General features: G+C 35.4%; 26 protein-coding genes. 15 read left to right on the forward strand and 11 right to left on the reverse strand.

Features of this window, described 5'->3' with window-relative positions; translation table 11 throughout:
* The 5 genes from BKM63_RS23655 to BKM63_RS15960 all read left to right on the forward strand — a co-directional run.
* On the forward strand, window positions 1-396 hold a 396-nt coding region (locus tag BKM63_RS23655), incomplete at its 5' end, for a hypothetical protein (RefSeq protein WP_071637581.1).
* A 110-nt stretch (window positions 397-506) separates the two neighbouring features.
* On the forward strand, window positions 507-857 hold the full coding sequence (locus tag BKM63_RS23945) for a hypothetical protein (protein ID WP_242661163.1): 351 nt from the start codon (window positions 507-509) through the stop codon (window positions 855-857).
* 298 nt (window positions 858-1,155) lie between these two features.
* The gene (locus tag BKM63_RS15950; RefSeq protein WP_071637582.1) at window positions 1,156-1,743 is read left to right on the forward strand and encodes a hypothetical protein; all 588 of its coding nucleotides are present in this window, start codon (window positions 1,156-1,158) and stop codon (window positions 1,741-1,743) included.
* 113 nt (window positions 1,744-1,856) lie between these two features.
* On the forward strand, window positions 1,857-2,447 hold the full coding sequence (locus BKM63_RS15955; RefSeq protein WP_083572254.1) for a Crp/Fnr family transcriptional regulator: 591 nt from the start codon (window positions 1,857-1,859) through the stop codon (window positions 2,445-2,447).
* A gap of 74 nt (window positions 2,448-2,521) precedes the next feature.
* Window positions 2,522-3,214: a CPBP family intramembrane glutamic endopeptidase gene (locus tag BKM63_RS15960; RefSeq protein WP_071637583.1), complete on the forward strand. Its 693-nt coding sequence runs from the start codon at window positions 2,522-2,524 to the stop codon at window positions 3,212-3,214.
* A 71-nt stretch (window positions 3,215-3,285) separates the two neighbouring features.
* On the opposite strand, the gene BKM63_RS15965 is transcribed toward BKM63_RS15960, so the two are convergent.
* A complete protein-coding gene (locus tag BKM63_RS15965; protein ID WP_071637584.1) occupies window positions 3,286-3,624 on the reverse strand; it encodes a hypothetical protein in 339 nt (112 codons plus the stop codon).
* A 284-nt stretch (window positions 3,625-3,908) separates the two neighbouring features.
* Between BKM63_RS15965 and BKM63_RS15970 the strand changes: the two genes are divergently transcribed.
* The 9 genes from BKM63_RS15970 to BKM63_RS16010 all read left to right on the forward strand — a co-directional run bounded on the left by BKM63_RS15970 (window position 3,909) and on the right by BKM63_RS16010 (window position 15,720).
* Complete coding sequence (locus tag BKM63_RS15970) at window positions 3,909-4,154, forward strand: hypothetical protein (RefSeq protein ID WP_071637585.1); 246 nt, start codon at window positions 3,909-3,911, stop codon at window positions 4,152-4,154.
* Between the two features lie 465 nt (window positions 4,155-4,619).
* Window positions 4,620-5,453: a universal stress protein gene (locus BKM63_RS15975; RefSeq protein ID WP_071637586.1), complete on the forward strand. Its 834-nt coding sequence runs from the start codon at window positions 4,620-4,622 to the stop codon at window positions 5,451-5,453.
* Window positions 5,454-5,625: 172 nt separating this feature from the next.
* Complete coding sequence (locus BKM63_RS15980; protein WP_071638131.1) at window positions 5,626-6,672, forward strand: beta-ketoacyl-ACP synthase III; 1,047 nt, start codon at window positions 5,626-5,628, stop codon at window positions 6,670-6,672.
* A gap of 303 nt (window positions 6,673-6,975) precedes the next feature.
* Complete coding sequence (locus BKM63_RS15985) at window positions 6,976-8,061, forward strand: sensor histidine kinase (RefSeq protein WP_071637587.1); 1,086 nt, start codon at window positions 6,976-6,978, stop codon at window positions 8,059-8,061.
* Window positions 8,062-8,066: 5 nt separating this feature from the next.
* Window positions 8,067-8,819 (forward strand): LytR/AlgR family response regulator transcription factor, encoded by a 753-nt coding sequence (locus BKM63_RS15990; protein ID WP_071637588.1) that lies wholly within the window; start codon window positions 8,067-8,069, stop codon window positions 8,817-8,819.
* Window positions 8,820-9,049: 230 nt separating this feature from the next.
* Window positions 9,050-10,189, forward strand: a complete 1,140-nt coding sequence (locus BKM63_RS15995) for an efflux RND transporter periplasmic adaptor subunit (RefSeq protein WP_071637589.1) — start codon at window positions 9,050-9,052, stop codon at window positions 10,187-10,189.
* 30 nt (window positions 10,190-10,219) lie between these two features.
* On the forward strand, window positions 10,220-13,372 hold the full coding sequence (locus BKM63_RS16000; RefSeq protein ID WP_071637590.1) for an efflux RND transporter permease subunit: 3,153 nt from the start codon (window positions 10,220-10,222) through the stop codon (window positions 13,370-13,372).
* A 2-nt stretch (window positions 13,373-13,374) separates the two neighbouring features.
* Window positions 13,375-14,784: an efflux transporter outer membrane subunit gene (locus BKM63_RS16005; protein WP_071637591.1), complete on the forward strand. Its 1,410-nt coding sequence runs from the start codon at window positions 13,375-13,377 to the stop codon at window positions 14,782-14,784.
* A gap of 96 nt (window positions 14,785-14,880) precedes the next feature.
* Window positions 14,881-15,720 carry a hypothetical protein gene (locus BKM63_RS16010; RefSeq protein WP_071637592.1) on the forward strand — a complete coding sequence of 280 codons (840 nt, stop codon included), beginning with the start codon at window positions 14,881-14,883 and terminating at the stop codon, window positions 15,718-15,720.
* 80 nt (window positions 15,721-15,800) lie between these two features.
* On the opposite strand, the gene BKM63_RS16015 is transcribed toward BKM63_RS16010, so the two are convergent.
* The 10 genes from BKM63_RS16015 to BKM63_RS16060 all read right to left on the reverse strand — a co-directional run bounded on the left by BKM63_RS16015 (window position 15,801) and on the right by BKM63_RS16060 (window position 25,982).
* The gene (locus BKM63_RS16015; protein ID WP_071637593.1) at window positions 15,801-16,592 is read right to left on the reverse strand and encodes an SDR family NAD(P)-dependent oxidoreductase; all 792 of its coding nucleotides are present in this window, start codon (window positions 16,590-16,592) and stop codon (window positions 15,801-15,803) included.
* Between the two features lie 50 nt (window positions 16,593-16,642).
* Window positions 16,643-17,224, reverse strand: coding sequence for a TetR/AcrR family transcriptional regulator (locus BKM63_RS16020; RefSeq protein ID WP_071637594.1), 582 nt, complete (start codon window positions 17,222-17,224; stop codon window positions 16,643-16,645).
* 81 nt (window positions 17,225-17,305) lie between these two features.
* Complete coding sequence (locus BKM63_RS16025; protein ID WP_071637595.1) at window positions 17,306-18,220, reverse strand: helix-turn-helix domain-containing protein; 915 nt, start codon at window positions 18,218-18,220, stop codon at window positions 17,306-17,308.
* A gap of 17 nt (window positions 18,221-18,237) precedes the next feature.
* Window positions 18,238-19,071, reverse strand: a complete 834-nt coding sequence (locus BKM63_RS16030; protein ID WP_071637596.1) for an SDR family NAD(P)-dependent oxidoreductase — start codon at window positions 19,069-19,071, stop codon at window positions 18,238-18,240.
* Window positions 19,072-19,252: 181 nt separating this feature from the next.
* On the reverse strand, window positions 19,253-20,281 hold the full coding sequence (locus BKM63_RS16035; RefSeq protein ID WP_071637597.1) for a hypothetical protein: 1,029 nt from the start codon (window positions 20,279-20,281) through the stop codon (window positions 19,253-19,255).
* A gap of 244 nt (window positions 20,282-20,525) precedes the next feature.
* Window positions 20,526-21,200 carry a hypothetical protein gene (locus tag BKM63_RS16040; protein ID WP_071637598.1) on the reverse strand — a complete coding sequence of 225 codons (675 nt, stop codon included), beginning with the start codon at window positions 21,198-21,200 and terminating at the stop codon, window positions 20,526-20,528.
* A 79-nt stretch (window positions 21,201-21,279) separates the two neighbouring features.
* A complete protein-coding gene (locus BKM63_RS16045; RefSeq protein ID WP_071637599.1) occupies window positions 21,280-22,026 on the reverse strand; it encodes a hypothetical protein in 747 nt (248 codons plus the stop codon).
* A 15-nt stretch (window positions 22,027-22,041) separates the two neighbouring features.
* On the reverse strand, window positions 22,042-22,839 hold the full coding sequence (locus tag BKM63_RS16050; protein ID WP_071637600.1) for an HmuY family protein: 798 nt from the start codon (window positions 22,837-22,839) through the stop codon (window positions 22,042-22,044).
* A 10-nt stretch (window positions 22,840-22,849) separates the two neighbouring features.
* Entirely contained in the window at window positions 22,850-23,569 is a 720-nt protein-coding gene (locus BKM63_RS16055) for an HmuY family protein (RefSeq protein WP_071637601.1), read from the reverse strand.
* A 25-nt stretch (window positions 23,570-23,594) separates the two neighbouring features.
* Window positions 23,595-25,982: a TonB-dependent receptor gene (locus BKM63_RS16060; RefSeq protein WP_083572256.1), complete on the reverse strand. Its 2,388-nt coding sequence runs from the start codon at window positions 25,980-25,982 to the stop codon at window positions 23,595-23,597.
* A gap of 538 nt (window positions 25,983-26,520) precedes the next feature.
* Between BKM63_RS16060 and BKM63_RS16065 the strand changes: the two genes are divergently transcribed.
* The gene (locus tag BKM63_RS16065; RefSeq protein WP_071637602.1) at window positions 26,521-26,919 is read left to right on the forward strand and encodes a hypothetical protein; all 399 of its coding nucleotides are present in this window, start codon (window positions 26,521-26,523) and stop codon (window positions 26,917-26,919) included.
* The last annotated feature ends 35 nt before the right edge of the window (window positions 26,920-26,954 follow it).

Here is a 26,954-nt window from a genome sequence, read left to right on the forward strand (position 1 = left end):
GAAGGACCTGAACATATAGTAGATCCAAGAAATCCAATAGATTACACAGATGGCTTATTTGTAGAAAAGTATTGGAAAGAAATGTATCAAGAATATGCACATGATACTGTTAAAAGGTATTGGAAAAAGGAAGATTTTCCTAAATATAAATTTATCTTAGAAAAAGGAACAGGTTTAACATTAAAAGAGTCTTTTTTAAGAAAGTACATGAACAGTAGAATAGATGATGTTATAATTATGTCAGAACCAATGTATTACATGGATAAAAAGTATATTATGTTTTATTTTAATATTTCTTATTTTTCAGGAGGTTTAAATCCAGAAGTTGTTATCATGAAAAAAGAAAACGGAAAATGGGTAGTTGTTCGAGAAATTGGAGATTATATTTATTATTAAGTTTTAGAAGAACCTGCTCAATAAAACAAGCAGGTTTTTATTTATATTAAGATAGGGTCTCAATATGTGCTAAATACCCCCATTGGAGCATCTTATAAAAAATAAATATTATGAAAAACTTAAAAAAAATAATCTTAATAATTCCATTTTTCATTTTATCATGTGCAAGTGCTCAATATCTTGAAAGCTATGAGCCAATAAATGCTTTTTTTGAAACTCAGAAAATTGATAAAAATAAAAAGTATATTCTGCAAGCTGATAAAGCAGAAAATATAAATGCTTTACAAATTTTTAATGGAGGAGAAGGTGAAAAATATATTATAGATTCAACAAGACCATCAGATAATACAGATGGCTTGTTTGCAGAGAATATTGGAAAAAAATATATAGCGAATACGCACATGATACCATTAAGAGGTATTGGAAAAAAAAGGATTTTCCTGCTTATAATTTCGTTTTAGAAGATAAAAAAGGGCTATTTAAATTTGATTTTCATAAAAAGTATAACGATAGCAGAATGGATATTGTTATATCGATTTCAGAACCAATGTATTATATGGACAAAAAATATATTATGTTTTATTTTAATATTGATTATTTTTTTGGGGGAGGAAAATCATAACTTGTAGTCATGAAAAAAGAAAATGGTAAATGGATAGTTGTTCGAGAAATTGGAGATTACATCTATAATTAACGATTTAAATTTAGAAGCCTGTGAAGAAAAATTACGGGCTTTTTTTTAATAATCATATTTGTATTATGAAGTGGTTAAAAAAAATACTTATAATAATTACTCTTTTTGCTCTGTCTTGTGCCAGTGCACAATATGTAGAAAGTTATGAGCCTATAAATGTGTTCCTTGAGACACAAAAATTAGAGAAAGGTAGAGAATATATTTTGCAGCGTGATAAAGCAGACAATATTCAGGCTCTAAGAATCTTTAATGGAGGATTGGGTGAAGAACATATAATTGATTCAAAAGATCCTATAGATCCTACAGATGGCTTATTTGTAGAAAAACATTGGAAAAAAATGTACAAACAATATGCTCAGGATACCATATCTAAATATTGGAAAAAAGAGGATTTTCCTGCTTATAATTTCATTCTCGAAAATGGAACAGGTTTAACTTTAAAAGAATCTTTTTTAAGAAAATATATAAACAGTAGGATAAATGAAATGATAATTCTATCTGAACCCATGTATTACATGAATAAAAGATATATTATGTTTTATTATGCAAAAGTATATTTTGATAGTAGCGGATCTTCACAAGTTATTATTATGAAAAAAGAAAATGGAAAATGGGTAGTTGTTCGAGAAATTGGAGATTACATCTATAATTAACGATTTAAATTTAAAAGCCTGTGAAGAAAAATTACGGGCTTTTTTAATATTCATATATTTCTTAAAATTAGTTTCGTAATTTGCTTTCCATAAAACCACCAATTTCCATAATTATGCCCCAAAATCCTTCCCCAGAAGATGTAAAAAAGATTTTTGATTCCTATTATGCTTCAGATACAAATATCTGGGATGCTTTTTCAGAAAAAATTGAAATAAGAACGTTCAAAAAGTCTGAAATTATAAAGGAATATGAGCATATAGAAAAATACCTTAATATTATCATTAAAGGTTCGGCGGGATTATTTGTGTGGGACGGGAGCCGGGATATTTGTATTAATCTGCTTTACGAAAGGTCTTTTATAAGCGATTATTTGTCTTTTCTAAATCAAAAACCTTCTGTTATTAAGGTTGAAGCTTTAGAGGACATTACTTTATGGTCGATTCATCATCTTGACCTTACGGAGCTTTACAGCCGGTCTGAAGCGGGGTTAAGAGTAGGAAAAGCAGTTTCGGAAATGCTGTATATACAAAAACAGCAGCAGCAGATTGATCTTTTAACCCTTACGCCTCAGGATCGTTATTTAAAACTTATAGAATTCAGACCCGAAATATTTCAACGCACTCCTTTAAAAGTAATTGCATCATATCTTGGACTAACTGCAGAAAGTTTGAGCCGTATTCGAAAAAGAATTACCGAAAAATGATTTCTTACCCAAAGTCAATTTTATTCTTATTTGCTATTTATAAGTTTGTCTCAACCTAATCAAATAGATAACTTATGAAAATTAAAATTAATTACGGGGCTATTGCAGTTTTTTATATCATTGCCATTGCCTGCAGATTTATAGCAGTTAAAACAAATTTATTTACCGGAATTGTACATGATTATGTATTTATTTTAATTCGTGGTGTTGGTCCGGCTTTGGGCGCATTTGCAGCGATAAAATTATTTTCTTTAAACAATCCGCTTTCCTTAAAAGGAATATATTCGAATATAATTTTGCCTTTTGTTGTTTTCTGGCTGCTTCCGGCACTTTCTATTACAACATTATACTATTTTATATATGGTAAGTTTCCAATCGTGTTTGCCTTTACAGTTTTAGTGTACGGACTTTTGGAGGAAATTGGCTGGAGAGGTTTTCTGCAGGAACAGTTAAAAGGACTCCCAACATTATATGCAACAGCAATTATTGCGGTTCTTTGGTTTTTATGGCATTTAAATATTGATTTAACCACTTCAAACATGATTTTCCTGGGGATTATTTTCTTCGGAAGCTGGGGAATCGGCAAGATATATTCTAAAACCAGTTCGCTTATTGCGGTTGCCGGCGTGCATTCGCTAAACAATTTCTTTGTAAAAGGCGTTCACGAAAAAGAATTGATGCTAATTTTGGCTCTTTTGGTAATATGGATAGGTTTTGTAATTATTTACGACCGAAAACATAAGGCTGAGCTGGCGTTAGAAAACTAAATATGCTGCCCATTATTATAGAAAAAGCCAATGAAACTAATCATTGGCTTTTTATTTTATTGACCTTTTACTTAGTCTATCTTGTACCCATCATCAGAAAAACTATCAATTTCGCGGTCATTTTCGTCGTAATCTTCTACTAAATCATCATCTAGATCGTCTTCCTCTAAATCGTCATCTTCGTCCCAATCTTCTTCGTTATAATTGGTGTCAAGATTTTCATCCTCATCTCTTTCAAGTGCATTCGTAAACTCGTTATCCAGATAATTCTGATCCTGATTTAGTAATTGTTCCTCTTCAAAGTTTTCGTCGCCCACCTTTTCCTGCTCATATTGATCGACATAACTCTGATTATCATTGTTGAAATTATAATCGTCCTGATTATAATATCTATTAGTATCTGTTGTCATAAAAATCTGTTTTAATTGATTTATCGTAAATAAGTTTCAATTCAAAAGTAATAATATACGGGACTAACAATTTTATAGCATTTTTGCGAATGTTTATTTAATTATAAGAACACTTTTCATGCAGAAGGTTCTAAGTTAAATTACAATTTTATGCAATTTATAAAATATGTTCATAAGGTGTTGATAAATAATGGGTTGTGAGGTGTGTTAAAATATTTTTTTGAATTGGTAATTATTATAAATTTATAATTGAATGACGGTTAATTATTTAAAAATATTTGAATATGGAAAGAGCTATAAAATTACAGGTTCGCAAAGAGCTTGACGGGCAGCAGCAGTTGAATATAATTAAATTAAAAGGCAGCTTAATTTCTAAAGGTTATACTGAAATTATCCATATCAGCGATCAGGATGATGAATTTCATATCAATTCATTTGAGACCGAAGCCGGCCGCGAAGTTAAAGAGTTCATCCAGGATTTTATAAACAGAGAAAATCTCAGTAATACAATAAGCGTATTGGTTAAATAATACTTTCTTATCTACACTAAAAAGGAATTACTTCGATAGAAATGGGGGGTCTGTAATTGTACACAGAACTGCATTTCTGTCGAAGTTTTGCGTTTATAATTTCCTGATTTTATAATACTGGCTTGTCTTAAAATTAAATAAGTGTCTATAAAATAAGCAAAAAAAGGAAACTTTACTAAGTAAAAATACTCGTTTTAGCAGATGTGCTGCAGATGCTTTTCTTTGAACCGGTTTCGAATGTCATTGACGTGTTTTTGAGTGTAACTTCAATGATTTTATTTTGAAGAAAAAAGAGGATAGAAAAATTACAGCCGTTAATTCTTAAATCTTTTTTGGATATTTCAGCTTTTTTCAGGGACTAAATTTTACGGTTGAGTCCTAAAAAATGATTATTGGGTAAGTTTAAAATCAATCGAAAGTATTAATTAGGGATTTTTACAAGAAAAATGTTTAATTGATATATTTATGACTTCTCCACTTACTATAATCGCCGCGACCAATTTTTCTTCAATAGCAAATAATGCAGTTACTTATGCGGCCGGCCTTGCAAAAGCCACAGGTGCTAAACTTGTTTTGTTTAATTCCTTTTCTTTGAGTGTTCACAGTGCCAATTCTCTCATTACTGCCGAAGGAATGCAGAAACAAATTGAAAAAGCAACTTCCAGACTTCATACTTTAGGAGTAGAAATTGCTGATTTGTTTAAAATCGAAGTGAGTTCTATCTGCAGTTATTCTTTTTTAGAAGATGAACTTCCTTTAATCATAAGCAGTACAAATGCAAATCTTGTGGTCATGGGAATGGCAGAACGTTCTCTAGAGCAGGATCTTATGGGGAACTCCACTACTACAATTATCAAAAACTTAAATATTCCGGTTTTAGCTGTTCCGGAGAATGCCCGTTTTTTAAATGCAAAAAAAATCCTTTATGCCTGCGATACTCTGAGTTTATCATCAATAAGAAGGTTTACCTGGATTAGACGTGTAATAGGAAATTTGGGATCTGAAATTGAATTTTTTAGTGTAGACAAAAAACTGGATGAAATTAAAGAGGAGCAAGGTAAAATTTTACTGAATTCTTCGATCGAGAAAGAATTTGAAGACGTGAAATACATTTATAAAAACGTAAGATCAAATGCAGTAATCGACGAAATAAGAAAAGAAATCAAGAGTTTTGATGCTGATATTTTAGTAATGGTACCTCAAAAATATGGTTTTTGGGATTCACTGGTGCATAAAAGTAAAACCAGAATTATGGCAGCAGGATTAGATATTCCGTTATTATCTATTCCGAAGAATTAGACAAACGGCATTTAGAAAACTTTAAGACTAAGTAGTAAGATTTTTTGGAAATTTATGCTTTTTTATATTAATTCTTTGTTAATTATTTAAAATCGAACCTATCAATACGGTGGAAAATGCTAATTTTCTATTGTGTTACAAGAAAAATAAAATAACAAAAAAAACAAAAACAATGAAGGCAGTAATTACAGCTGTAGGCGGTTTTGTACCCACTTCAATCCTTAATAACAAAACAATTTCGGAAACTGTTGAAACTACAGAAGAATGGATTGAAAAAAGAACCGGAATAAAAGAAAGGCGAATCGCTGTAGGCAAAAGCACTTCTGACCTTGCCTGCGGTGCAATAGAAAATTTAATGAGCAATTTTGAAGTTGAACCTTCAGAAATTGAAGCGCTGATACTTGCAACAGCGACACCAGACCATATTTTGGCACCAACTGCCAGTAAAATCTGTGAACTAAGCGGACTAACAAATGCTTTTGGTTTTGATATGAACGGGGCTTGCAGCGGTTTTTTGTATGCGCTTGAAATGGGCGCCACAATGATCGAAAGTGGACGTTATAAAAAGATCATTATTGCCGGTGCCGATAAAATGAGCTCGATTGTAGATTATGAAGACCGCAACACTTGTATACTTTTTGGAGACGGAGCAGGAGCGGTGCTTTTAGAAAGAACAGAAACCGAATACGGATTAATGAAAAGCATACTGAGAACTGACGGAAGCGGAACTGCCTCTTTGGTTGTACCGGCGGGAGGTTCTAAATTCCCGGCCAGCATGCAGAGTATCATACATAAAAAACATTTCATAAAGCAAGACGGGTCGTTTGTATTTAAAAGAGCTGTTGAGGCCATGTCAAGCGTTTCAAGAGATGTTTTAATAAGTAATGGTCTTGATTCTGATGAAATTGACTGGGTAGTTCCACATCAGGCTAATCTTAGAATTATAAAAGCAGTAAGTGAAAATCTTAATATTGATAATGAAAAAGTAAAAGTCAATATTGAAAGATACGGCAATACGACATCAGCCACGATTCCGTTATGTTTATGGGATTATGCCGCTGATTTTGAAGAAGGACAAAATCTTCTGATTACCACTTTTGGAGCTGGATTTTCATGGGGCGCAACCTGTTTAAAATGGGGCGTTATGAGAGAACGAAAATCTCAAAAAACAACCAAAACTGCAAATAAAAGGAGAGTTTTGGTTCCGCAGTTATCGTAAACCTTATACTATCTTTGTTAAGTTGTACGATAGTTGCAGCTAGTTAAAAAGATTTAGCATAGATATATTTGCTGATTTATAAAGTAATCTGCGCATTTTTGTCATTTCGACCGAAAGAAGAAATCGTAATAGAAATTCCGTATAGTAGGTCGGCAATCGTTGCCGGTCAACTTGTGCGATTTCTCCTTTCGGTCGAAATGACAATAATTGTGGCTATTTTAGGTAAAACTATATTTCTATGTGTTTAAAAATCTATCAGAAAAATATATAATTTTATTAATTCACCAATTGTTATAAAAGTAAATGGGTTCAAGTATTCAAAATAAAATCACCGGGAAGAATTTTTTCTACAAATACTATAGAATTATAGTTATTCCGGTAGTTTTTTTGGTTTATTTGTCTTCCTATTATTTACTAAATCCATATCAGGAAGATTCGCTCATATCCCTGGACTGGACATTTGACATTTTTATTATTCTGGTATACTGCGGTGTATTGACAGAATTAAGTCTTTTCGTTGGAAGAAGTTTAAATCGTTTAATACGTTGGGAACACAATCCCATTTTCAGGGCCATTGCACAGTTTATCTGTCTTATAGCGGGGAATATTCTTTTAAATTATCTTTTTTCGCATTTATGGAACTATTTGTATCCCGAAGCCTGTTTAGAAGAAAATGAATTGCTCATTATTTGGCAGTCTAATATTATGGCGGCGATATTATCTCTTTTTATCAGTTCTGTGCATACCGGAATATTTTTGCTTAACCGCTGGCGCGTAACGTCAAATGAAGCCGCAGAATTAAAAATTAAAGCTTCAGAACTTCAGGAAGCCGTAACACGTTCGCAGTTAGAATCGTTAAAACTGCAATTAGATCCGCATTTTATTTTCAATAATTTCAGCACCCTGACTGAGCTGATTCATGAAGATCAGCAGGCTGCAGCTTCATTCCTGGAGAATATTACCCGCGTTTACCGCTACATGATATCCAATTTAGATAAAGACACCATAACGGTAAGAGAAGAAATTGAATTTTTGAATGCCTATTTTTATCTGCTGAAAAAGCGCTTAGGCGAAAAAATCGATTTGCAGTTAGAAGTCGACAGCGATTGTCTGGATCTTCATTTACCGCCTTTAACCTTGCAATTACTGGTTGAAAATGCCGTAAAACACAATATGGCAACATTATCAAGTCCGCTTATTATTTCTATTTATTCTGAAGAGAAAAATATAATCGTTAAAAACAATTTACAGCCTACTTCGGGCAAAAGTTTAGTTTCTACAGGCGTAGGACGTAAAAATATAGAGTTTCGTTATAAAATTTTATTCAACAAGAAACCTGTTTTTTCACAGTCGTTAGAAAGTTTTTCAGTGCGTTTACCATTAATATAGAGAGTATGAGAATTTTGATTATTGAAGATGAGAGTATTAATGCCAGTCGTCTTAAAAGACTGTTAGAAGAATTAGAGCCCAATTGCGATATTCTGGATATTATTGATACGGTCGAAGGTGCCGTAAAATGGCTTAAATCAAATAATAAACCCGATTTGATTACGATGGATATTCGTCTGGCCGACGGTATTAGTTTTTCTATTTTCGAAGAAATAAAAATTACAAGTCCGGTTATTTTTACCACGGCTTATGATGAATACGCTGTAAGAGCTTTTAAGGTCAACAGCATCGATTATTTAATGAAACCTATTGATAAAAGCGAACTGGAATTTGCTTTGCAGAAATTTAAAAGCCTTTCTAAATCCGACAGCTACAGTGATATTGCCGGAATTTTAAAAGGTTTTATAAATAAACCAAGTTTTCGTCTTCGTTTTCTGGTAAACTATCGTGACGGCTATAAAAGCGTTAATGTTACTGATATTGATTTTATTTACTCCGAATTTAAAACCTCAAATTTAGTTCTAAAATCAGGTATGGTAATTCCAATTCCGCAGACGATGGAAGAATTGGAACAAGAACTCGATCCCGATATTTTTTTTCGTGCCAACAGGCAGTTTTTCATCCGTGCCGAAAGCATAAAAGCGATTGGGAATTATTTTAATGCAAAACTTAAAATCCAGCTGAAAGCAGATCCTGAACGCGAAGTGATTATCAGCCGCGAAAAAGCACCGCATTTCAAACAATGGATGGATCGGTGATTTAATCTTTTCCTCTAATCTTTTCCTCCAAAAAAAATAAAAAACAAAGAGCCTTTCTATAGCTTGCAATCCTATAGTGTAAGGCTTTTTTTATATGCCCTTATTTGGGTTGACTCACGTCTTCGTTTCAGTATCGAAAAATTACGTTTGGGTAAATTTATCCTGTTTTAAAGGTGTTTTGAGCTGTTATTTTGCCGTCAAATTAGACGAATTCATTAAAGTGAACTAAAATGACAAAACAATTTTTTCAAAATTATAAAACACTCAGTAAAGCAGCCGTTTTATTGGTTATAATCAGTTTTTCATCCTGTGGTAAAAGTGGTTCTGATGCAGGAGCTCTTGCACCGCCAAAACCGGAAGTTGATTTTCTCGAAACAAAATCAATTACAGGTGAAGTGGAAAAAAAATATCCCGGAACTGTTGAAGGTACTGTTAATGTTGACATCAAAGCACAGGTTTCCGGTTATCTGGAAGCTATTTATGTTAAAGAAGGGGATTATGTAAACAAAGGACAATCTCTTTTTAAAATTAAAGGAGATGTATATGCAGAACAGGTAAATAACAGCCGGGCAGCGTACAAAAGTGCTTTGGCAAATTTAGCCAATGCAAAATTAGAAGTCGAAAAAATCAAACCGCTTGTTGATGGAAAAGTTTTTTCAGACATGCAGTTAAAAACGGCTCAGGCTAATTACGAAGCAGCTGTAGCACAAGTAGCACAGGCAAAAGCAGCTTTGGGATCTTCGCAGTTAAATGCTGATTTTTCTTTGATTAAAGCACCTGTAAGCGGCTATATCAGCCGTATTCCAAATCGTATTGGTAATTTGGTTACACCTGCAGATGCTGTTCCACTAACGGTGCTTTCAGATATTAATACCGTATTTGTTTATTTCTCATTGACAGAAGCCGATTATCTTGCTTTTTCAAAAGAAGCTAAATCGAACCAAACCGTAAGCTTAATTATGGCCGATGACAGCGAATACGATCAAAAAGGAAAACTGGAAGTAGCGAGCGGTAATATCGATCGTACTACAGGAACTATTTCGCTGAAAGCTATTTTTCCAAACCCTAAAAAACTGCTTCGATCAGGAGGTTCTGCAAGAGTAGTTTTAAACAACAATTTATCATCAGTAATTACAGTTCCGATGGCGAGTGTTAAGGATATTCAGGATAAATTCTTCGTTTTTGTTTTAAAACCGGGAAATAAAGTAGCCATGGTTCCAATTGAAATCGCCGGAAACTCAGGAACGAATTACTTCGTAAAATCTGGTTTAAAATCGGGAGATAAAGTCGCTTTAAACTCAATCGACGTTTTGTACGACAGCGGCGAAGTAATTCCTAAATCAACTGCGAAAACTATAAGCAGTAAATAATTTTTGATTTTAATATAAATAACATTTTCCATGTTAAAGAAAATAATAGACAGGCCGGTATTGGCCACAGTTATCTCCATTGTTTTGGTGATACTGGGTATCATTGGTCTTACAAGATTATCGGTTACAAGATTTCCTGATATTTCGCCTCCTACTGTAATGGTTAGTGGTACGTATCCGGGAGGTAACAGTGAAACTGTAATTCGTTCAGTAGTAACGCCGCTCGAAGAACAAATTAATGGTGTTGAAAATATGCAGTACATCAAGTCGACTGCAAGTAACGACGGATCGTTTTCGATCAGCGTAATTTTTAAGCAGGGAATCGACCCGGATCAGGCTGCGGTAAACGTACAGAACAGAGTGCAGCAGGCAACTCCAAAACTGCCTCAGGAAGTTGTTAGAATGGGACTTACAACTTCTAAACCGCAAAATAGTATGATTGTTATTTTCAATCTTTATACAGATGATAACAAAAAATACGACGAGTTGTTTTTGCAGAATTATGCTAATATCAATCTGGTTCCTCAAATAAAACGTGTTCCGGGAGTGGGGCAGGTTCAGATTTTTGGGCAGAAGGATTATTCGATGCGTGTATGGCTTGATCCTAGAAAAATGGCCAATGCAGGTTTAGTCCCTTCAGATGTTACGCAGGCCATTGCAGATCAAAGTTTAGAATCGGCTCCGGGAAAATTGGGTGAAGAATCCAAAGCAGCTTTAGAATATGTAATTCGGTATAAAGGAAAGAAAAACAAACCAGAGCAGTATGAAAATATTGTAGTTAAAAACAACGGCGGCAATATTTTAAGACTTAAAGATGTTGCCAGAGTAGAGTTTGGTTCTATTTCATACAGCGGAGACAATAAATCGAACTCTTTAAATGCCGTAACAATGGCGATTTTACAGACTTCGGGCTCCAATGCAAATGATATAGAAATTGGCGTAAACAAAGAGGTAGAAAGATTATCTAAATCTTTTCCTCCGGGAATTAAATACGTCAATGTAATGAGTACCAAAGAAAGACTTGACGAAGCAACCGGACAGGTAAAATCTACTTTGATCGAAGCTTTTATTTTGGTTTTCATTGTTGTATTTATATTCCTGCAGGACATTCGTTCGACTATTATTCCAGCCATTGCAGTTCCGGTAGCTATTGTAGGTACATTTTTCTTCCTGCTTGTATTTGGTTTTACCATTAATATTCTAACGCTTTTTGCTTTGGTATTAGCCATTGGTATTGTGGTCGATGATGCAATTGTCGTCGTCGAGGCCGTGCATAGTAAAATGGAAGAAGACAGCAATTTAACAGCCAAAGAAGCTACTCATGGTGCGATGGCAGAGATTACAGGAGCTGTTATTTCGATCACCTTAGTAATGTCGGCTGTATTTATTCCAATTGGTTTCATGACAGGATCGTCGGGGATTTTCTATAAGCAGTTTGCTTATACACTGGCTATTGCAATTATTATTTCGGCAGTCAATGCACTTACGTTAACTCCCGCATTGTGTGCGCTTCTTTTAAAGAATGTTCACAGCGGCGAACACGGAGAAAATAAGCATGAAACTACTTTCAAAGAAACGTTCTTTATTGGTTTTAATACCAGTTTTAACAACCTTACAGGAAGCTATATTAAAGCAGTTCGTTTTCTTATTGAAAGAAAATGGCTTGCAGCAGGATTAGTTACGGGAATAACAGCAATTGCAATGTGGATGATGATGTCGACTCCTAAGAGTTTCGTTCCGCTGGAAGATGACGGATTCATGGTGTACAGTTTATCAATGCCTCCGGGAACAGCTCTTGATCGTACGACTGAAGTAGTTCAGAGAATGGAAAAAATATTAGAAACAGAAAAAGCTATCGATGTAAATACAAGTATTACCGGATTTAATATTTTGAGCAACAGTGCCAGTACAGCTTACGGATTAGGGTTTATTAAACTAAAACCGAAAAAAGAAAGAGGTGCTGTTAAAGATATTGACGAAATTTTGAATAGCGTTACAGCTAAATTGTCGACAATTAAAGAAGGTTCGATTATGGTATTCAGAATGCCTCCGGTTGAAGGATTTGGAGTAACAAGTGGTGCCGAAATTGTTTTGCAGGACAGAATGGCAAGAAATCCGGAAACTTTAAAAGCAATGTCTGATAAAGTAATTGGACAGATTATGCAGCAGCCTGGAGTTCAATATGCTTATACAACTTTTAGAGCCGATTATCCGCAGTTAGAATTAGAAGTTGATGAAGATAAAGCGCGTCAAATGGGCGTTAATGTGCGTGAACTTTTAGGAAATATACAGACTTATTTTGCCGGAGATCAATCATCAGATTTTACCAGATTTGGTAAGTTTTACAGAGTGAATGTAAAAGCTGACGGAATTTTTAGAATGGATCAGGATGCGTTTAATGAAATTTTCGTAAGAAATGCTGATATGCAGATGGTTCCGGTAAAATCGATAGTAAAATTCCAGAAAGTGTATGGACCGGAATCTGTAAATCGTTACAACCTTTATAATTCGGTAAATATTACAGCAATGGCTTTGCCAGGGTATAGTAACGGCCAGATTATGGGGAATTTGGAAAAAGTTTTAGATAAACTTCCATCTGATTACAGTTACGAATGGACAGGTTTAAGTTTGGAAGAAAAAGCAGGAGGAAATCAAACGATTGCCATTTTCGGATTATGTCTGCTTTTTGTATTCTTTCTATTGGCGGCTCAATACGAGAGTTATTTATTGCCATTGGCAGTATTGCTTTCTATCCCAACCGGAATTTTAGGAGCATTTGCAGGAGTTAAAGCAGTAGGATTGGATAATAACATTTACGTTCAGGTAGGTTTAATCATGCTGGTCGGACTTTTGGCCAAAAACGCGATTTTAATTGTAGAGTTTGCGCTGCAGAGACGAAAAGCCGGTTTGTCTATTACCAATGCGGCGCTTGAAGGAGCAAAATCGAGATTACGACCTATTATCATGACGTCATTGGCTTTTATTGTAGGTATGATTCCGTTGATGTTTGCCTCGGGAGGAACCGCAGTAGGAAACAGATCTATTAGTGTGAGTGCTTCGATTGGAATGTTAAGCGGTGTTGTTTTGGGAGTTTTTGTAATTCCGCTGCTTTTCATCGTATTCCAATACCTGCAGGAAAAAGTATCTGGTAAGAAGAATGTAGTTCAAACCATAAAAGAATAATAATGAAAATACTATATAAAATCGGAATGACGGTGTTTTCGGCCATGATTTTAACATCATGTGTTGTGGGGAAAAAATATTCCCGAACCGAATTGAATGCGCCTGAAAAATACCGGGAAGAATTAACCGTAACAGGAGATACCATTTTACATTCCTGGAAAAAATATTACAAAGACCCGCTTTTAGTTGATTTGATTGAAAAAGCCCTCGTTAAAAACAACGAGGTGCTTATTGCGGTAAAAAGTATGGAACAGCTTGATTTAAACTATAAACAAGCCAAGTTATCCTTACTGCCAACACTTGATTTTGATGCTGCGGCGAGTCGTTCGTATTTGTCTAAGAATTCCTTAAACGGATCTTTGAGTGCACAATTTACAAGTAAGGATTATATGGACGATTACAGCGCTAATCTACGTATGTCGTGGGAAGTTGATATTTGGGGAAAAGCTGCGATGCAGAAAAGAGACGCTAAAGCGGCTTATTTTGCCCAAAAAGAGAATCTCTCAGCCCTAAAGACCCGAATTATTGTTCAGGTAGCGCAATCCTATTACAATCTCTTAGGTTTGGATGAACAGCTTAAAATAGCACAAAAAAACATAGAATTAAGTGACAGCACACTGCAGATGATGAAGCTTCAGTACAATTCGGGATCTATCAGTTCTTTGGCAGTAAACCAGACCGAAGCGCAGAAAAAAACAGCCGAATTACTGGTTCCTTTGGCAAAAGCCAATATAGCGGTTCAGGAAAATGCGTTACAGATTTTGTGCGGGGAGTATCCCAATACAATAACGCGATCAGGAAATCTGAATGTGGAGGAGTTTGCGTTTGAAATGCCGGCTGGAATTCCAGCTTCGCTTTTAAGTCGAAGACCCGATGTAAAAGCAAGTGAATATGCTGTTATGTCGGCGACAGCCAAAACAGGATTAGCCAAAGCGACTATGTATCCGGCGCTGAGTTTAAGTCCGTCGATTGGAATCAATTCATTTGAATTTGACACCTGGTTTAATTTTCCGGGATCGGTTACCAAAAATATAGCAGCAAATCTGGCACAGCCTATTTTTCAGAAAAAAGCGTTAAGAACGGCTTATGAAGTAGCTGTTTTAGAACAGGAAAAAGCAGTGATACAGTTTAAACAATCTTTTATTACGGCTGTTGGAGAAGTTTCAGATGCCATGTCGCAGTTAAAATACGCCGATGAACGCATAAAACTGGCAGAAGAAAAAGCTTCTTCTCTGGAAAAAGCAACTGCCGATGCTTCGCTTTTATACAAAAGCGGGATGGCCAATTATCTGGAAATTATTGCCGCTCAAAACAGTGCTTTGCAAAATGAACTTGACGTTGTGGCTATAAAATTAGAAAAACTCAATGCTTCAATAAATCTGTACCGGGCTTTAGGAGGCGGTGTAGAGTAGCATCCCACTTTATTTCTCCATCATCTTTATTCTTTTATAAAGGTGATGGATTTTACTTTTTTAAAACTCTTTTGATGGTTAATTGTCTAATTGAATATGGACAGAATAATATTTACACGTCTGGAACTTTATAATTTGGTTTGGAAATTTCCAATCATTCAAATCGCAAAGCATTATGAAATTTCAAGTATGGGAATAAAAAATGCATGCGAAAAAATGGAAATTCCATTGCCGGGAAGCAAGCATTGGGTAAAATTGAATTACAAGCGGCAGATTGCTCCAAAACTTGCAGAGGGTTATACAGGAAATAATTACATTATCATTATGCGAAAAGCTTATGAATCCCAGCTTCGCAAAATAGTAAAAGCAACGCCTTTAAATGAAATGATTAAAACTATAGAATCCGATTCGAAGGCGCCATTACTGGTTTCAGATACTTGGGTAAAACCTAATGTCTTTATTAAGGAAACTCAAATATTTTGGGAGAATAAAAAATCGAAAAAGAAAACAAAAAACGATTTAGAAAAAGTCCTTCATTTGAATGTGGCCGGGAAGAATTTAAATAGAGCCTTATTATTTCTAGATGCCTTGATTAAACTTTTGGAATATAGAGGACATCAGCTTGAACGAATGCCAGAGGGCAGAGGTATTCTATTTACGACAGAGCACATTAAGATTTCAATTCATTTAAGAGAAGCTTTAAAAAGAATTCCGCCAAAATTCGATCAGGAAAATGCCGAATATATTTTTACAGGTGATTTTATCCTGCAGATTAAAACGGGGTCGTACATGAAAGAATGGCGCGAAGGACGAATTTCTTTAGAGAAAATCCTTGTTCCGATTGTTGCGAAGTTAGAGCTTATCGCAGCTGAAGAACAACAATGGAAAGAAACAGCTTGTGAGACTTCTTTAGATGAAAAAGTGAAAACGGAATAGGGGAAAGGAGATAGTAAAAATCGAAGAAGTTTATTGAACAAGCCCCTTTTCAACTGAAATTGAAAAGGGGCTTGTTTTAATTAAATCGTTTTTAAAACACCTCCATCAGCTCTTAACGATGCCCCGTTTGTAGCAATCGAAAGCGGACTTGACAAATAAACAGCCAGAGAAGCAATTTCGGATGGATCAATAAAACGCTGCAATAAAGAATGCGGATTGGTCTGCTGTATAATAGCAGTTTTCATTTGTTCGACTTCTATGTTTTGTAAAGAAGCAATATGTTCAATTGTTGAAGCAACGCCGTCAGAATAAGTTGGGCCGCCTAAAATCGTATTTACCGTTACTTCCGTACCTGCAGTCAGTTTAGACAATCCATTGCTTACCGCCATCATGGCAGCTTTTGTCATTCCATAATGAATCATGTTTCCGGGAATGTTTACGCCCGATTCACTGCTGATAAAAACAATTCTTCCTGATTTCTTCTCCAACATTTGCGGTAAAAGTTTTTTAGAAAGCCTGATACTGCTCATTACATTAACTTCAAAAATTCGATACCAATCTTCGTCTTCCAGATTTTCAAAATCTTTCAATTCGAAAATACCAACGTTATTAATCAAAATATCAATAGCGTTTAGTTGATGTAGTAAAGCGGTAACTTCTTCCTTTTTTTCAAAGTCGCATACAATTCCTGAAACTACGGCATCTGGAAATTCATCCTTTAGTTTTTGTACGGCTGTTTTTGTTTTTTCTTCGTGTCTTCCGTTTATGATGACTTCGGCTTTTTCATTTAGTAGTTGTTTGGCAATTACAAAACCAATTCCTTGTGTCGAACCGCTTATGAAAGCTCTTTTTCCTTCTAATTTTAAATTCATTTTTGTTGTTTTTATTTTTGTAATGATCGATACATAAATAGTCAAAAAAATTAGCTGATAACAGCTAATTGCATTTCGATTTGGTTTTTTAAAACATTTTTGTCCGGGTACATTCGTCTGAGTGTATTGAGTCCGCACCAAAATGTTATTAGATATCTGCCCAGAGTTTCGGGATCTGTTTGTGTTTTTAGGTTTCCTTTTAATTTTTCATCTTTAATTGCCTGAGTAAACATTTGTTCGACCTCTTTTAAAATCTGAACTGCATTGGCTTCCAGATTTTCATCAATAAAAGTCATTTCTACAACCGTATTGGCGATAATACAGCCTTTAAGATGCTCATTTTCTTCCGCGAAAGCGATACTTCTAAAAAAGTCCTTAATTAATTCTAAGGGAGATTCACTTTTGCTTAATTCAGTTTTAAAAGCATCAAAAGCCAATCGTCGTTCTTCAATCGCTTTTTGAAAAACCTCTTTTTTGCCGCCTTTAAAAGTATTGTAAAAACTGCCGGCTCCGGCTCCCGTTGCTTTTTGCAAATCGGTCAATGAGGTCGCACTGTATCCTTTCTGCCAAAAAACTTCCTGGGCTTTTTTTACAATATTAGCGTCTTCGTAGACGGTAGGTCTTCCTCTCATTGTATTTTTATTTTTGTAATGATCGATACAAAATTAAATAAAAATAGGTTTACTCCAAATTTTTAAAGCAATTTTTCTTTTTTAATTAAAAGATTGTCTGAATTGCAGGGGAGTTAAATTGGTTTTCTTTTTGAAGAGTTTGCTAAAGGACTGCGCATACTCGAATCCTAATGAATAAGCGATTTCATTTACGCTTAAACTTGATCCGGCAAGTAATTGTTTTGATTTTTCAATAAGATGATTCTGAATGTATTGCTGAGCACTCATGCCTGTAATACTTCGGAGTAAATCACTCAGATAATTGGAGGAAATGTTGAGTTCCTGCGCTAAGTACTGAACCGTTGGAACGCCTTTTAGAACTCCGTTTTCATGATCAAAATAATCCATTAAAGTTTGATCTATTCTGCTCAATAAATCATGGTTTGACGTTTTTCGGGTAATAAATTGGCGGCCGTAGAATCTATTAATATAATTGAGCAGTAAATCGAGATGCGAAACAATTAAATCCTGGCTGTAATGATCGATATTGTTTTTCAGTTCATCCTGCATTTGTTTTAAAAGACCGGAAATAATTAAATCTTCCTTATCAGAAAGATGTAATGCTTCGGCAGTCGAATAAGAAAAAAATCCGTAATTGTGTATTGTTTTCCCTAACGGATAATTTCGGATTAAATCTGGTTTAAAAACCAGCATAAAACCGGTTACCGGATTATCATTGGTCTGCGTAACCGAAAATACCTGATCGGGTTTGGTCAAGGTCATCATTCCTTCATCAAAATCGTAATCACGCTGGCCGTATTTAAACTTTCCGTTGATGCCTTTTTTTAAGGTAATACAGTAAAAATCATTTGTAAAATGTTTCCAGATATCGCTGTGTTTGTAGCTCAGTAAAGCAAAATCAATTACACTCACCAAGGGATGATCTGGTTTGGGAAGCGCAAATAACTGATGCAGTTCTGAAATGCTTTTGATTTTATGTGGAACCGATTTTTTCATTGCAGCAAATTTACGAATTAATCGAAATTAGTCGAGAACGAAAGTTGTTTCCACGTTTCCATTTCCTGAGCTTCATTTTTTCGGTGTTCTACAATCGAATTATAACTGTCGTTTCCTAACGGAAGGTGTACGGGCGGATTTGGCAATTCAGTAACAGCAAGCAGGACTTTGGCAAGTTTCTTTGGATCTCCGGGCTGGTTTCCGTCAAAACTTTTGAGCATATTTACATGTTGTTCTACATTATAAACGGCTATTTTATTTTTGGCTTCCGCCAAAGTGCTGTCGCTCATAAAGCTGGTACGGAACATTCCCGGAGCGATTACAGTAACTTTGATATGAAAAGGTTTTACTTCCTGAGCCAATGCCTCCGAAAGTCCAATGACAGCAAATTTTGCAGCGTTGTAACTTCCGGTATTGGCGTAACCAATATAGCCCATATTGGATGCGATATTTAAAATATGTCCTGATTTTTGCTGACGCAGAAAAGGCATTGCGTTGCGAATTACGTTTACGGTTCCCAATAAATTGACGTCTATTGTTTTGCGGAATTCTTCATTGCTGATTTCTTCAATACTTCCTACCAGATAATATCCGGCATTGTTTAATACCACATCAATTTTTCCGAAAGTATCAATCGCGGTCTGAATCGCATTTTTTACTTCATCATCATTTGTAATATCAACCTGAAGCGGAAGGAAATTTTCAGTTGGATTCCCAATATTATCAATTAATTCTTTGAGATTTCTGGAAGTGGCAGCAACTTTACCGCCGTTTTTTAAAACTGCATTTACGGTTTCAAGCCCCATTCCTTTTGATGCGCCGGTAATAAACCATACTTTTTGAGTGCTCATAATTTTGTATTTTAATTATAAAAGCAAAATTCAGGAAGTTATGGCTCTAAAAAGTGTTCGAATTCAGGATTTATGTGTTCAGATTTGGGATGTTTTTATAATCCAAATTTGAATAAAAAAGCCTTCAGCTGTATGAGCTAAAGGCTTTTAAGAAACAATTTTTTTTAACTGCTAAATACTATTATTTAACGGTTACGGTATAGGCAGTAAGTGTATTAGCAGTTCCTCTAATAAATCTCACTCTGTTATATGTTCCGGCTGGTGTTCCTGCAGGAACTTTTAATACAATTCTATAAGCAGTTGCACTTACTACTTCTAAAGGATAAATTACAGTTGCGGCAGTACTGTTGTACATTTGAACAGCGGTAACAGTATTCATCATACCGCCTCGTACTTCAAAAGTTTCGCCTTGCTGTTTTTGAACCGGAGATCCCACTAATTCGGCTTTGAATGTATCGGGTTCGATAACATTAACTTTGAATCTGTTTTCTACACTTTGGTTTTGCAGGATGTAAGCTCCATTTTTTATACGCAGGTCATACAGTCCTGCCGGAGTATTTTCTGCTAAGAAATAATAGATACCGTAATCGATGAAAGGGGTGCCGATTGCGCCGCTTCCCAAATAGGCTATTTCTGCTGTATATTCGGTTTTTTGATCCTCAGCAGAAACAAGATATACTCTTGTATTTTCAACACTCATCCATAAATTATTTATAGTAACTGTATTCCCGGAAGTACCAATGTTAATCAATTTCTGCATTGTGCCTTTTCTAAAAGTTTCTCCTGAAGCTACAGTCCATGCTCTTGGTTCTTTTTGTCTGAAATCTATTTTCAGCGTATATTTTTTTGTGGTTCCGGCTTTTGAGGTAACCGTGTATACAGCACCGTCTTTAAAAGGGATTTCTGCACCTGATGCTGGAGAAATAACGGCTTCTGTACCTAAAACAATTTCGGGTTTAACGGTTTGAGGAAGTACGGTATTAACACTCCATGTAATGATGATATTTTCTTCGGTAATAGCAGCACTTACTGCATTGTTTTCGGTATCTTTTACAGTAAAAGACTCAATTTGAGTATATCCCGGAACTTTTATTACATCACCCGGAATGGTATTTACTTTATCAATATATTCCGTATCGCACGAAAAAAATAATACTGATAAAAAAAGTATTCCAATTAAAAATACATTGGTATTGTTTTTTTTATTCATGATTGTATTGGTTATCTAATTCTTAAATGATTTTAATTTATTATTTTTGCCACTTATTGATAAAGCGGGCTTTATATTTTTTAAAATGCCTGTATTTTCAATGCTTACGGTAATTTAAAAAGCCGTTTGATAGTCATGGGGGAATGATATGATAGCAGTATTATGCAGAGATCGCCGGTCAAGCTTTACTGCAGTTACTATTAATTATGTCGTGATCCCATGGTTTTTTATACATTGTTATTACTTATTTTACCTGTGTCCAAGTATAGCTGATAGTACTGCTTGAAGCTCCCGGAGCAATACCAGTTACTTTTACTAAATAAGCTTCTGTAGCTGTTGCAGGGTCTGTAGCCGATTGTGAATTAAGACCAGTACCTGTTACTTTCCAGATAACGATAGCTCTTGTTGGAGTCATAACGTGCGTAGTGATGTTGTAAGAGTAGTATCCAATTCCATAGCTTGAACCAGAAATACTTCCGTTATATCCTACTACATTATATGGGTCAGATGCCGGAGCAGTTCCAACATTTCCGGAAGCATTTTTTACAACAATGCTTCCGCTCCAAAGATCATAGTCTGCACAAGTTTGATTTAAGTCTACAGTACCTACATACCAGTGGTCAGTATTACCTGCAGGACGAACAGATCCTCCATAGATACCTTCCCATTGTACATTAACTCCTCCAATTGCAGCAGCAACCGGAGTCCAGTTAGCATCAACAGATGATGGCGCCTGCCATCTGTTTACCAATACAGATGTTGAAGTTGATGAACATAAAGCAAGAGCATTTTTTTTAGTTTTATTAGAAACTTGTTGCTCTTTGGCTAATGATTGTGAGTCAGCAGTTTGGTCGTCAGAACTACATGATGTAATTGAAATAGCAGCCAATGCTATTAGTGATAAGATTATTTTTTTCATAATGATTTATATTAATAGATTAATTTGGCTTTCTTCATTACCCCGGCAGAAAAGACAGGCATTTTTTATTTTGTGTGTTTTACTTTGTAATTCTAATAGGATACTTCATCGTAACCGATAGATTGTAGCTTTCCATTAAAACCCAATAATCTGTATTAGGTTCCAGTGTTACATTTGTACTAAGACTTTCTATAAACCCATAAGTAATGGTGAAGCTTTGAATATCAAGGCCTTCATTCCATTGTTTCATCTGCCATTTTTTATTTCCCTGTGCATCTACAATAAATACTTTTGTTACTTCATAAGACGGTACGAAGTTTTCTCCTTTTAAAATCAAAGGACTGGTAACCGCTACAGAATAAGTACTTGCCTCAGTAGATAATTCATTTAAAATAAGTTTAGGCTGTTGGATTACTATTTTTAATGTATAAACAGAAGTTGTACCGTCAGCCGCTTTTGTTGTATAGGTGATCGGTGTTTTGCTGAATACCGGAATCAGCTCTGTTGCTGCGGGAGAAATAGTTGTTTTTTCCGGAAGCGTGATGGCTGTTTCAAGATATTGGTATTCATAATAAGACGGCAGGTAAACAGTTATTGTTTTTTCCAGATTATTTACCGCACTGTATATCGCCTGGTTTTCTCCCGGATTTGTTACTTTAAAAGATATAATTCTTCTGGCATCCAGATTAGTAACGATTTCTGTAACAGGATCTTCTTTTACATCTGTCCATCTGTCTTCTTCGTTATCACACGAAGTTAAGAGTCCGATTAATGCAAAAGCGGTAAATAATAAAGGTGTTTTTAATTTGATGATTCTAGTATTCATTATTGTTTGGATTGGTTATTTCGTTTCAAATTTGGTACTTCCTTTTGGAACCATTACATAATCAAAAGTGTAGTACATGTGCGGCGTATCTTTGAACCATTCTGATGAAGTGTAAACATCCTTGTAAACAGAAATCATTTTAATCTTGGCATAATTTCCATTGGCGGTTTTAAGGATAATGGTTCTTGCCGGAATAATAGATCCGTTGGCAATTTTTAAAGGTTCTCCAAGTGCATAGGCTACGTGAGCTTTCTGCGGATTAGTTCCATCTGTTACCACTTCGCCTCCAAAATCATATAAATACCAGCCCGTTCCATTACCAAAAGAACCCGCATCATCTGTTCCAATTAGGTCTGCGCCGGTTTTGAATTCGCTGTCAGCCGGAATGTCGACCACATCATTAAAAGGTTTGGCCACGATTGTAATACCACCCACACCGCCTGCAAGAGAACCATTGTTTTGAGCATTGCTGCCGTTGTTTCCGGATAAAAAACTGGCATAAAGTCCGCCAAAAGCCAAATCCCATTTTTTAGTTTTTTTATAGGATCCGTCTACCGCTTTGTTTTCTTCAAGGCTGTAATACAAAGTGGCCGCCGGAGCAGTAGGGTTGGCATCAGAGGTGCTTCCCTGATAATTTTTTACATGTATTACTTTGTAAAACAAACCATTATCCGGTGTTACAACTTCTGGTTCTTCGCCATTTGCATTTTCAGTATTATCATCAGAAGAGCAGGCTGTTATCGTTACAGCAATCAGAAAAACGGTTAGTATTCCCTGTGGTATTTCTTTTATAAAGGATTTGATTTTTTTCATAGGATTATAATTAGTTGGTATTTAAATTTTTACTGCCGTCATTTTGCACATAATATTTAAAAGTAAAATATGGTGCCGGCCAGTTTAGATCTGTAACAGCGGGCGGATTTCCTTTGTAAGCATTTATGAGCTGTAATTTTGCATATTTCTTGTTTGGAAGTCTTATCACATACGTACGATCCGGAATAGACTGCATGATATGGCTGCTTAAACTGTAATAGAACCATCCGGCAGAACTTTCAGAAGAAGCCCAGCCAATTTTTGTGATTTCACTTTTATCAAAATCAGCATCAGACGGGGCCTGGTTTACATTTTTATAGGCGTCTTTAATTACAATTACCGCCGTATTTGCTGCAGGCCCTTCAAAACCGGGATTGTATTGGTATTTGGCATTATTCACAAAAACTTCGCTGTTGTATGGTCCTGTAAAAGCAAGATCCCAGTCGGTTGTTTTCATATACTGCAGTGAATCAGCTTTTGTCTTAAGCCATATTTGTTTTTGATCGCTGAAGCGGAAAAGAAAAGTATGAAAACTTCTTTGTTCCTTTCCATTTGTACTGCCTCCCATAGAAGCACCGGTATCTCCGGCAAGATCTGATATTACAATACTTTTTCCATCTGCTAAGGAAGCAGTTGTATCCTCTTCATTACTGCTGCAGGCGATAAAAAACATCGATGTACAAAGCAGCATCAGTATGTGGTATTTTTTAATCTTTTTGGTTGTTGTCATAGGAAATTATTAATATTTATTGTTTTTACTTGTCTTTAAAGAAGCGATAGCTTAAACCGCCAAGAAGTATTCTTCCGGGTTGCCCGGGCATCAGCGGATCAGTATAATTGAAAATATTATCTGCAGTGAATCGGATACTTAAATGATCTTTCAGCAGTCGTTTTTCGAGGCTGGCATTTGTCAGCCAGTACTCTTTTACGAAAATGTCGTATTTATCAATAAACTGGTTTCCATTACGGTCTCCAAAGGGATATTTTCCTCTAAAGTTTATTCTTAAACTGGCATTAATTTTCCAGGGTTCATTGCGGTAAAAAAGAGCTGCATTTGCCATGTGCCGGGAGCGGTTTTCAATTCCCCAGTAATCTTTTGGTCTTGGTTTATAAGAGTTTCCGGTTGCGGGGTCATGGATGTTTTGGTTATAAGGCCATTTTCCAGCTCTGATACTGTCTTTTACACTGAGATCCTGCGCGATTAAATATTGATACCCAATACTTAATTCCATGTTTTTTAGAGGACTTACTTTTAGACCCAGTTCGAATCCTTTGTTTACCGCTTCCGGCAGGTTTTGATAGGTATAAATAATTCGGTTATTTGTACCTGTTGCTACTTGTATGCTGTTAATCTGATTGCTTATTTTATGATAAAATACATTTCCTTCAACTTTAAAGTTTTTAGAAGGCTCTACAACTGCACCAGCATTGTAAGATGTGCTTTTTTCGGCCTGCAGATTTCCGGCTGCCTGATTTAGAACATACTGTCTTATTTCGCTTATCTGGCCGTCTTGCTGTAATTGCTGGAGTGTAGGGGAGAGAACGGCGTTTCCAATTACCAGATAGTTACTGCCGGAATTATAAAAAACAAGGTAATTGGTTTTAAAATCCGGAGCTTTGAATCCGGAGCCAATACCTGCTTTAAATGTTATTTTTGAAGTGATAAAATATTGCAGACCAAAGCTTGGATTGAGTCTTCCGCCAAAATTATTGGTATAATCGTATCGCAATCCGCCAACGGCTTTTAGTTTTTGAAAAGGAGTCCATTCACCCTGCACATAAGAGAATAAAGTATTTAATGAATTAACATCATTTAATGCATTGTCGTTCATGTTTTCAATACTTCCTCCAATACCGCCTACGAGCTGATACGAATTAGTATTGCTGTATGAAAACTGCTGTTCAACACGATTTAGAGTTTGCCTAAAAACATCCTGGCTTATGGCATTATCGGTTTGCTGCCATGCTACGCTCATATCAGCCGTATAATTGGTGAGATAATATCTGGTGATGCTTCTTAGATTAGCATTAAAACGATGATCAAAAGAGATAGAAAGATTTAAATCCTGTTCATCCTGATTGTCGCCAGATATATGACCAAGGCCAAAATCTTTCTGCATAAAAGAACGGCGAAGTCCGTAGCGGCCGCTTAACGTCAAATAACTATTTTCGTTTACCTGATAACGGGTTCGTCCCTGAAGGCTGTAATTATCATAAGGCGGAGAAGTGGTGCCTTGTATGTATTTTGAATTGGTATTATAACCGTCTGTTCTGTAATAATTAGCTGCAATATTGGCAGTCGCTTTGTTTTTTAAATAGGGAGTTTCGCCTTCTAAAGTAGCATCAACAATATTCAGGGAACCGTAGTTTACAGAAGCCTGCATCTGCGGATCGACAACACCATGTCTGGTAATAATATTAATAGTTCCTCCAAGAGCTTCGCTGCCGTAAAGACTGGAAGAGGCACCTTTTATGATTTCAATACGCTCAATGTTTGATACGCTTATTCTCGAAAGATCGAAGTTGCCGTTGTTTCTGCCTACCATTGGCTGGCCGTCTATCAGTACCATGATGTATTCACTTCCAAAACCCTGCATTTGAACGCCAACAGATCTTGCACCGCCGCTAATGTTATTGACCACGGCTATTCCGGTTTGTTCTTTCAAAATTTCATCCAGTCTTCGGCTTCCCATCAATTCTATCGTTTTGCGGTCTATAACTGTCACAGGCATGGCACTGTATTGTGCATTGACAAGGGTTTCGGGGTTGTTTTTTACACTTGGGCCTGTTACATTCACTTCCTCTAAGTCAATACCAGCTTCCATGTTAATATGAAGTCGTTCAGAGGCTTGTCCGTTTAAGGAAATCTGTTGTATGTAATCTTTAAAACCCATATTTGAGATTTTGAGAGTGTAACTTCCACTAGATAATCCTGAAAATGAAAAAAAACCATTCTGATCTGATGCAGTAGTTTTACCCGAAGGATGTAATTCAATCAAAGCCTGCGGTACCGCATTGCCCGAATGATGAATTGAACCCTTTATTGAACTGTTGTTTTGTCCTTGTGTTATCGTGTAACACAGTATTGCAAAGCAGGTAAGAACTATTTGTTGTGTGATTCTTGGAATGTTTTTGTTTTTCATTTTTGTAATGCATGTCTGTCAATGAAGGAATAGTAATAAAAACTATTCTTATTTAGACTTGGTAAAAATAATAATTAATAATAAAGTAATAGTACTTTTTTTACAGATTAGGCTAAAAGTATAAAAGTAGGAGAATATTTACTTCACTTAATTAGTGAGGTGTTTTATTTTTATCTGTTTATTACTAGATAGTTATGTGTAATTTTGTATTTTTTAAGGTTGTTAAAATTTAAGATAAATTTAACATAAAATAAAGTTTTTGAAGTGGCAGAATAGAACTCATAATCACCGTAAAAGCAAAATTTTTATTCTGGTTTGAATATAAGAAATAATAAAATTTCAAATTAACATTCACATCTGAACATAAAATATCCAAGAGAATTGGGGTCATTTTTTATAAAATATTTCAACACAAAAAAGGAAAAATAATCTCAGAATAATTTGGGCTATTTTATAAAATAAAGGCACAATTATGTAAATAATTAGTCTGATTATCCTCTTAAATTTGAAAATTATATAAGCGAAAAAAATCATAATTATGAAAACCCTATCGATAATAGCAGCGGTACTTTTACTCTCAGCCCTTTTATTTTCATGCAAAGACAATAAGGATGGTTATAGTGATGAGATACAAACCAGTCAGCTTCCGGCCGATTCTGCAAAAAAAACAATAGACAGTACCAGTATAAATAATGCAGGAGCAAACAGTGCAACTACGCCTCATACAGGACCAGAAAGCAGCACTAGTACAAGTACTACAAGTCCAGATAATACAGATAAAAACAGTTCGACTCCGGCTAATAAAGAGGCAGATGGCACGGTTTCAGGAAACACAGGTTCTGGAAGCGGTCCCGGAGAAAGTGCAAATGATGGATCTACCTATTCAAATTCTTCATCAAAGCAAAAAGAGGCCGATAAATCTCGAAATACAAAGTGAGAGATTTGTAAAATTTGCGATCTGGAAAAATATAT

The organism is Flavobacterium johnsoniae (assembly GCF_001879205.1).
Lineage (GTDB): Bacteria > Bacteroidota > Bacteroidia > Flavobacteriales > Flavobacteriaceae > Flavobacterium > Flavobacterium johnsoniae_A.

Coding starts and splice junctions, on each gene's coding strand:
- BKM63_RS23945 (WP_242661163.1), top strand. CDS start 507: ATGAAAAACTTAAAAAAAATAATCTTAATAATTCCATTTTTCATTTTA.
- BKM63_RS15950 (WP_071637582.1), top strand. CDS start 1,156: ATGAAGTGGTTAAAAAAAATACTTATAATAATTACTCTTTTTGCTCTG.
- BKM63_RS15955 (WP_083572254.1), top strand. CDS start 1,857: ATGCCCCAAAATCCTTCCCCAGAAGATGTAAAAAAGATTTTTGATTCC.
- BKM63_RS15960 (WP_071637583.1), top strand. CDS start 2,522: ATGAAAATTAAAATTAATTACGGGGCTATTGCAGTTTTTTATATCATT.
- BKM63_RS15965 (WP_071637584.1), bottom strand. CDS start 3,624: ATGACAACAGATACTAATAGATATTATAATCAGGACGATTATAATTTC.
- BKM63_RS15970 (WP_071637585.1), top strand. CDS start 3,909: ATGGAAAGAGCTATAAAATTACAGGTTCGCAAAGAGCTTGACGGGCAG.
- BKM63_RS15975 (WP_071637586.1), top strand. CDS start 4,620: ATGACTTCTCCACTTACTATAATCGCCGCGACCAATTTTTCTTCAATA.
- BKM63_RS15980 (WP_071638131.1), top strand. CDS start 5,626: ATGAAGGCAGTAATTACAGCTGTAGGCGGTTTTGTACCCACTTCAATC.
- BKM63_RS15985 (WP_071637587.1), top strand. CDS start 6,976: ATGGGTTCAAGTATTCAAAATAAAATCACCGGGAAGAATTTTTTCTAC.
- BKM63_RS15990 (WP_071637588.1), top strand. CDS start 8,067: ATGAGAATTTTGATTATTGAAGATGAGAGTATTAATGCCAGTCGTCTT.
- BKM63_RS15995 (WP_071637589.1), top strand. CDS start 9,050: ATGACAAAACAATTTTTTCAAAATTATAAAACACTCAGTAAAGCAGCC.
- BKM63_RS16000 (WP_071637590.1), top strand. CDS start 10,220: ATGTTAAAGAAAATAATAGACAGGCCGGTATTGGCCACAGTTATCTCC.
- BKM63_RS16005 (WP_071637591.1), top strand. CDS start 13,375: ATGAAAATACTATATAAAATCGGAATGACGGTGTTTTCGGCCATGATT.
- BKM63_RS16010 (WP_071637592.1), top strand. CDS start 14,881: ATGGACAGAATAATATTTACACGTCTGGAACTTTATAATTTGGTTTGG.
- BKM63_RS16015 (WP_071637593.1), bottom strand. CDS start 16,592: ATGAATTTAAAATTAGAAGGAAAAAGAGCTTTCATAAGCGGTTCGACA.
- BKM63_RS16020 (WP_071637594.1), bottom strand. CDS start 17,224: ATGAGAGGAAGACCTACCGTCTACGAAGACGCTAATATTGTAAAAAAA.
- BKM63_RS16025 (WP_071637595.1), bottom strand. CDS start 18,220: ATGAAAAAATCGGTTCCACATAAAATCAAAAGCATTTCAGAACTGCAT.
- BKM63_RS16030 (WP_071637596.1), bottom strand. CDS start 19,071: ATGAGCACTCAAAAAGTATGGTTTATTACCGGCGCATCAAAAGGAATG.
- BKM63_RS16035 (WP_071637597.1), bottom strand. CDS start 20,281: ATGAATAAAAAAAACAATACCAATGTATTTTTAATTGGAATACTTTTT.
- BKM63_RS16040 (WP_071637598.1), bottom strand. CDS start 21,200: ATGAAAAAAATAATCTTATCACTAATAGCATTGGCTGCTATTTCAATT.
- BKM63_RS16045 (WP_071637599.1), bottom strand. CDS start 22,026: ATGAATACTAGAATCATCAAATTAAAAACACCTTTATTATTTACCGCT.
- BKM63_RS16050 (WP_071637600.1), bottom strand. CDS start 22,839: ATGAAAAAAATCAAATCCTTTATAAAAGAAATACCACAGGGAATACTA.
- BKM63_RS16055 (WP_071637601.1), bottom strand. CDS start 23,569: ATGACAACAACCAAAAAGATTAAAAAATACCACATACTGATGCTGCTT.
- BKM63_RS16060 (WP_083572256.1), bottom strand. CDS start 25,982: ATGAAAAACAAAAACATTCCAAGAATCACACAACAAATAGTTCTTACC.
- BKM63_RS16065 (WP_071637602.1), top strand. CDS start 26,521: ATGAAAACCCTATCGATAATAGCAGCGGTACTTTTACTCTCAGCCCTT.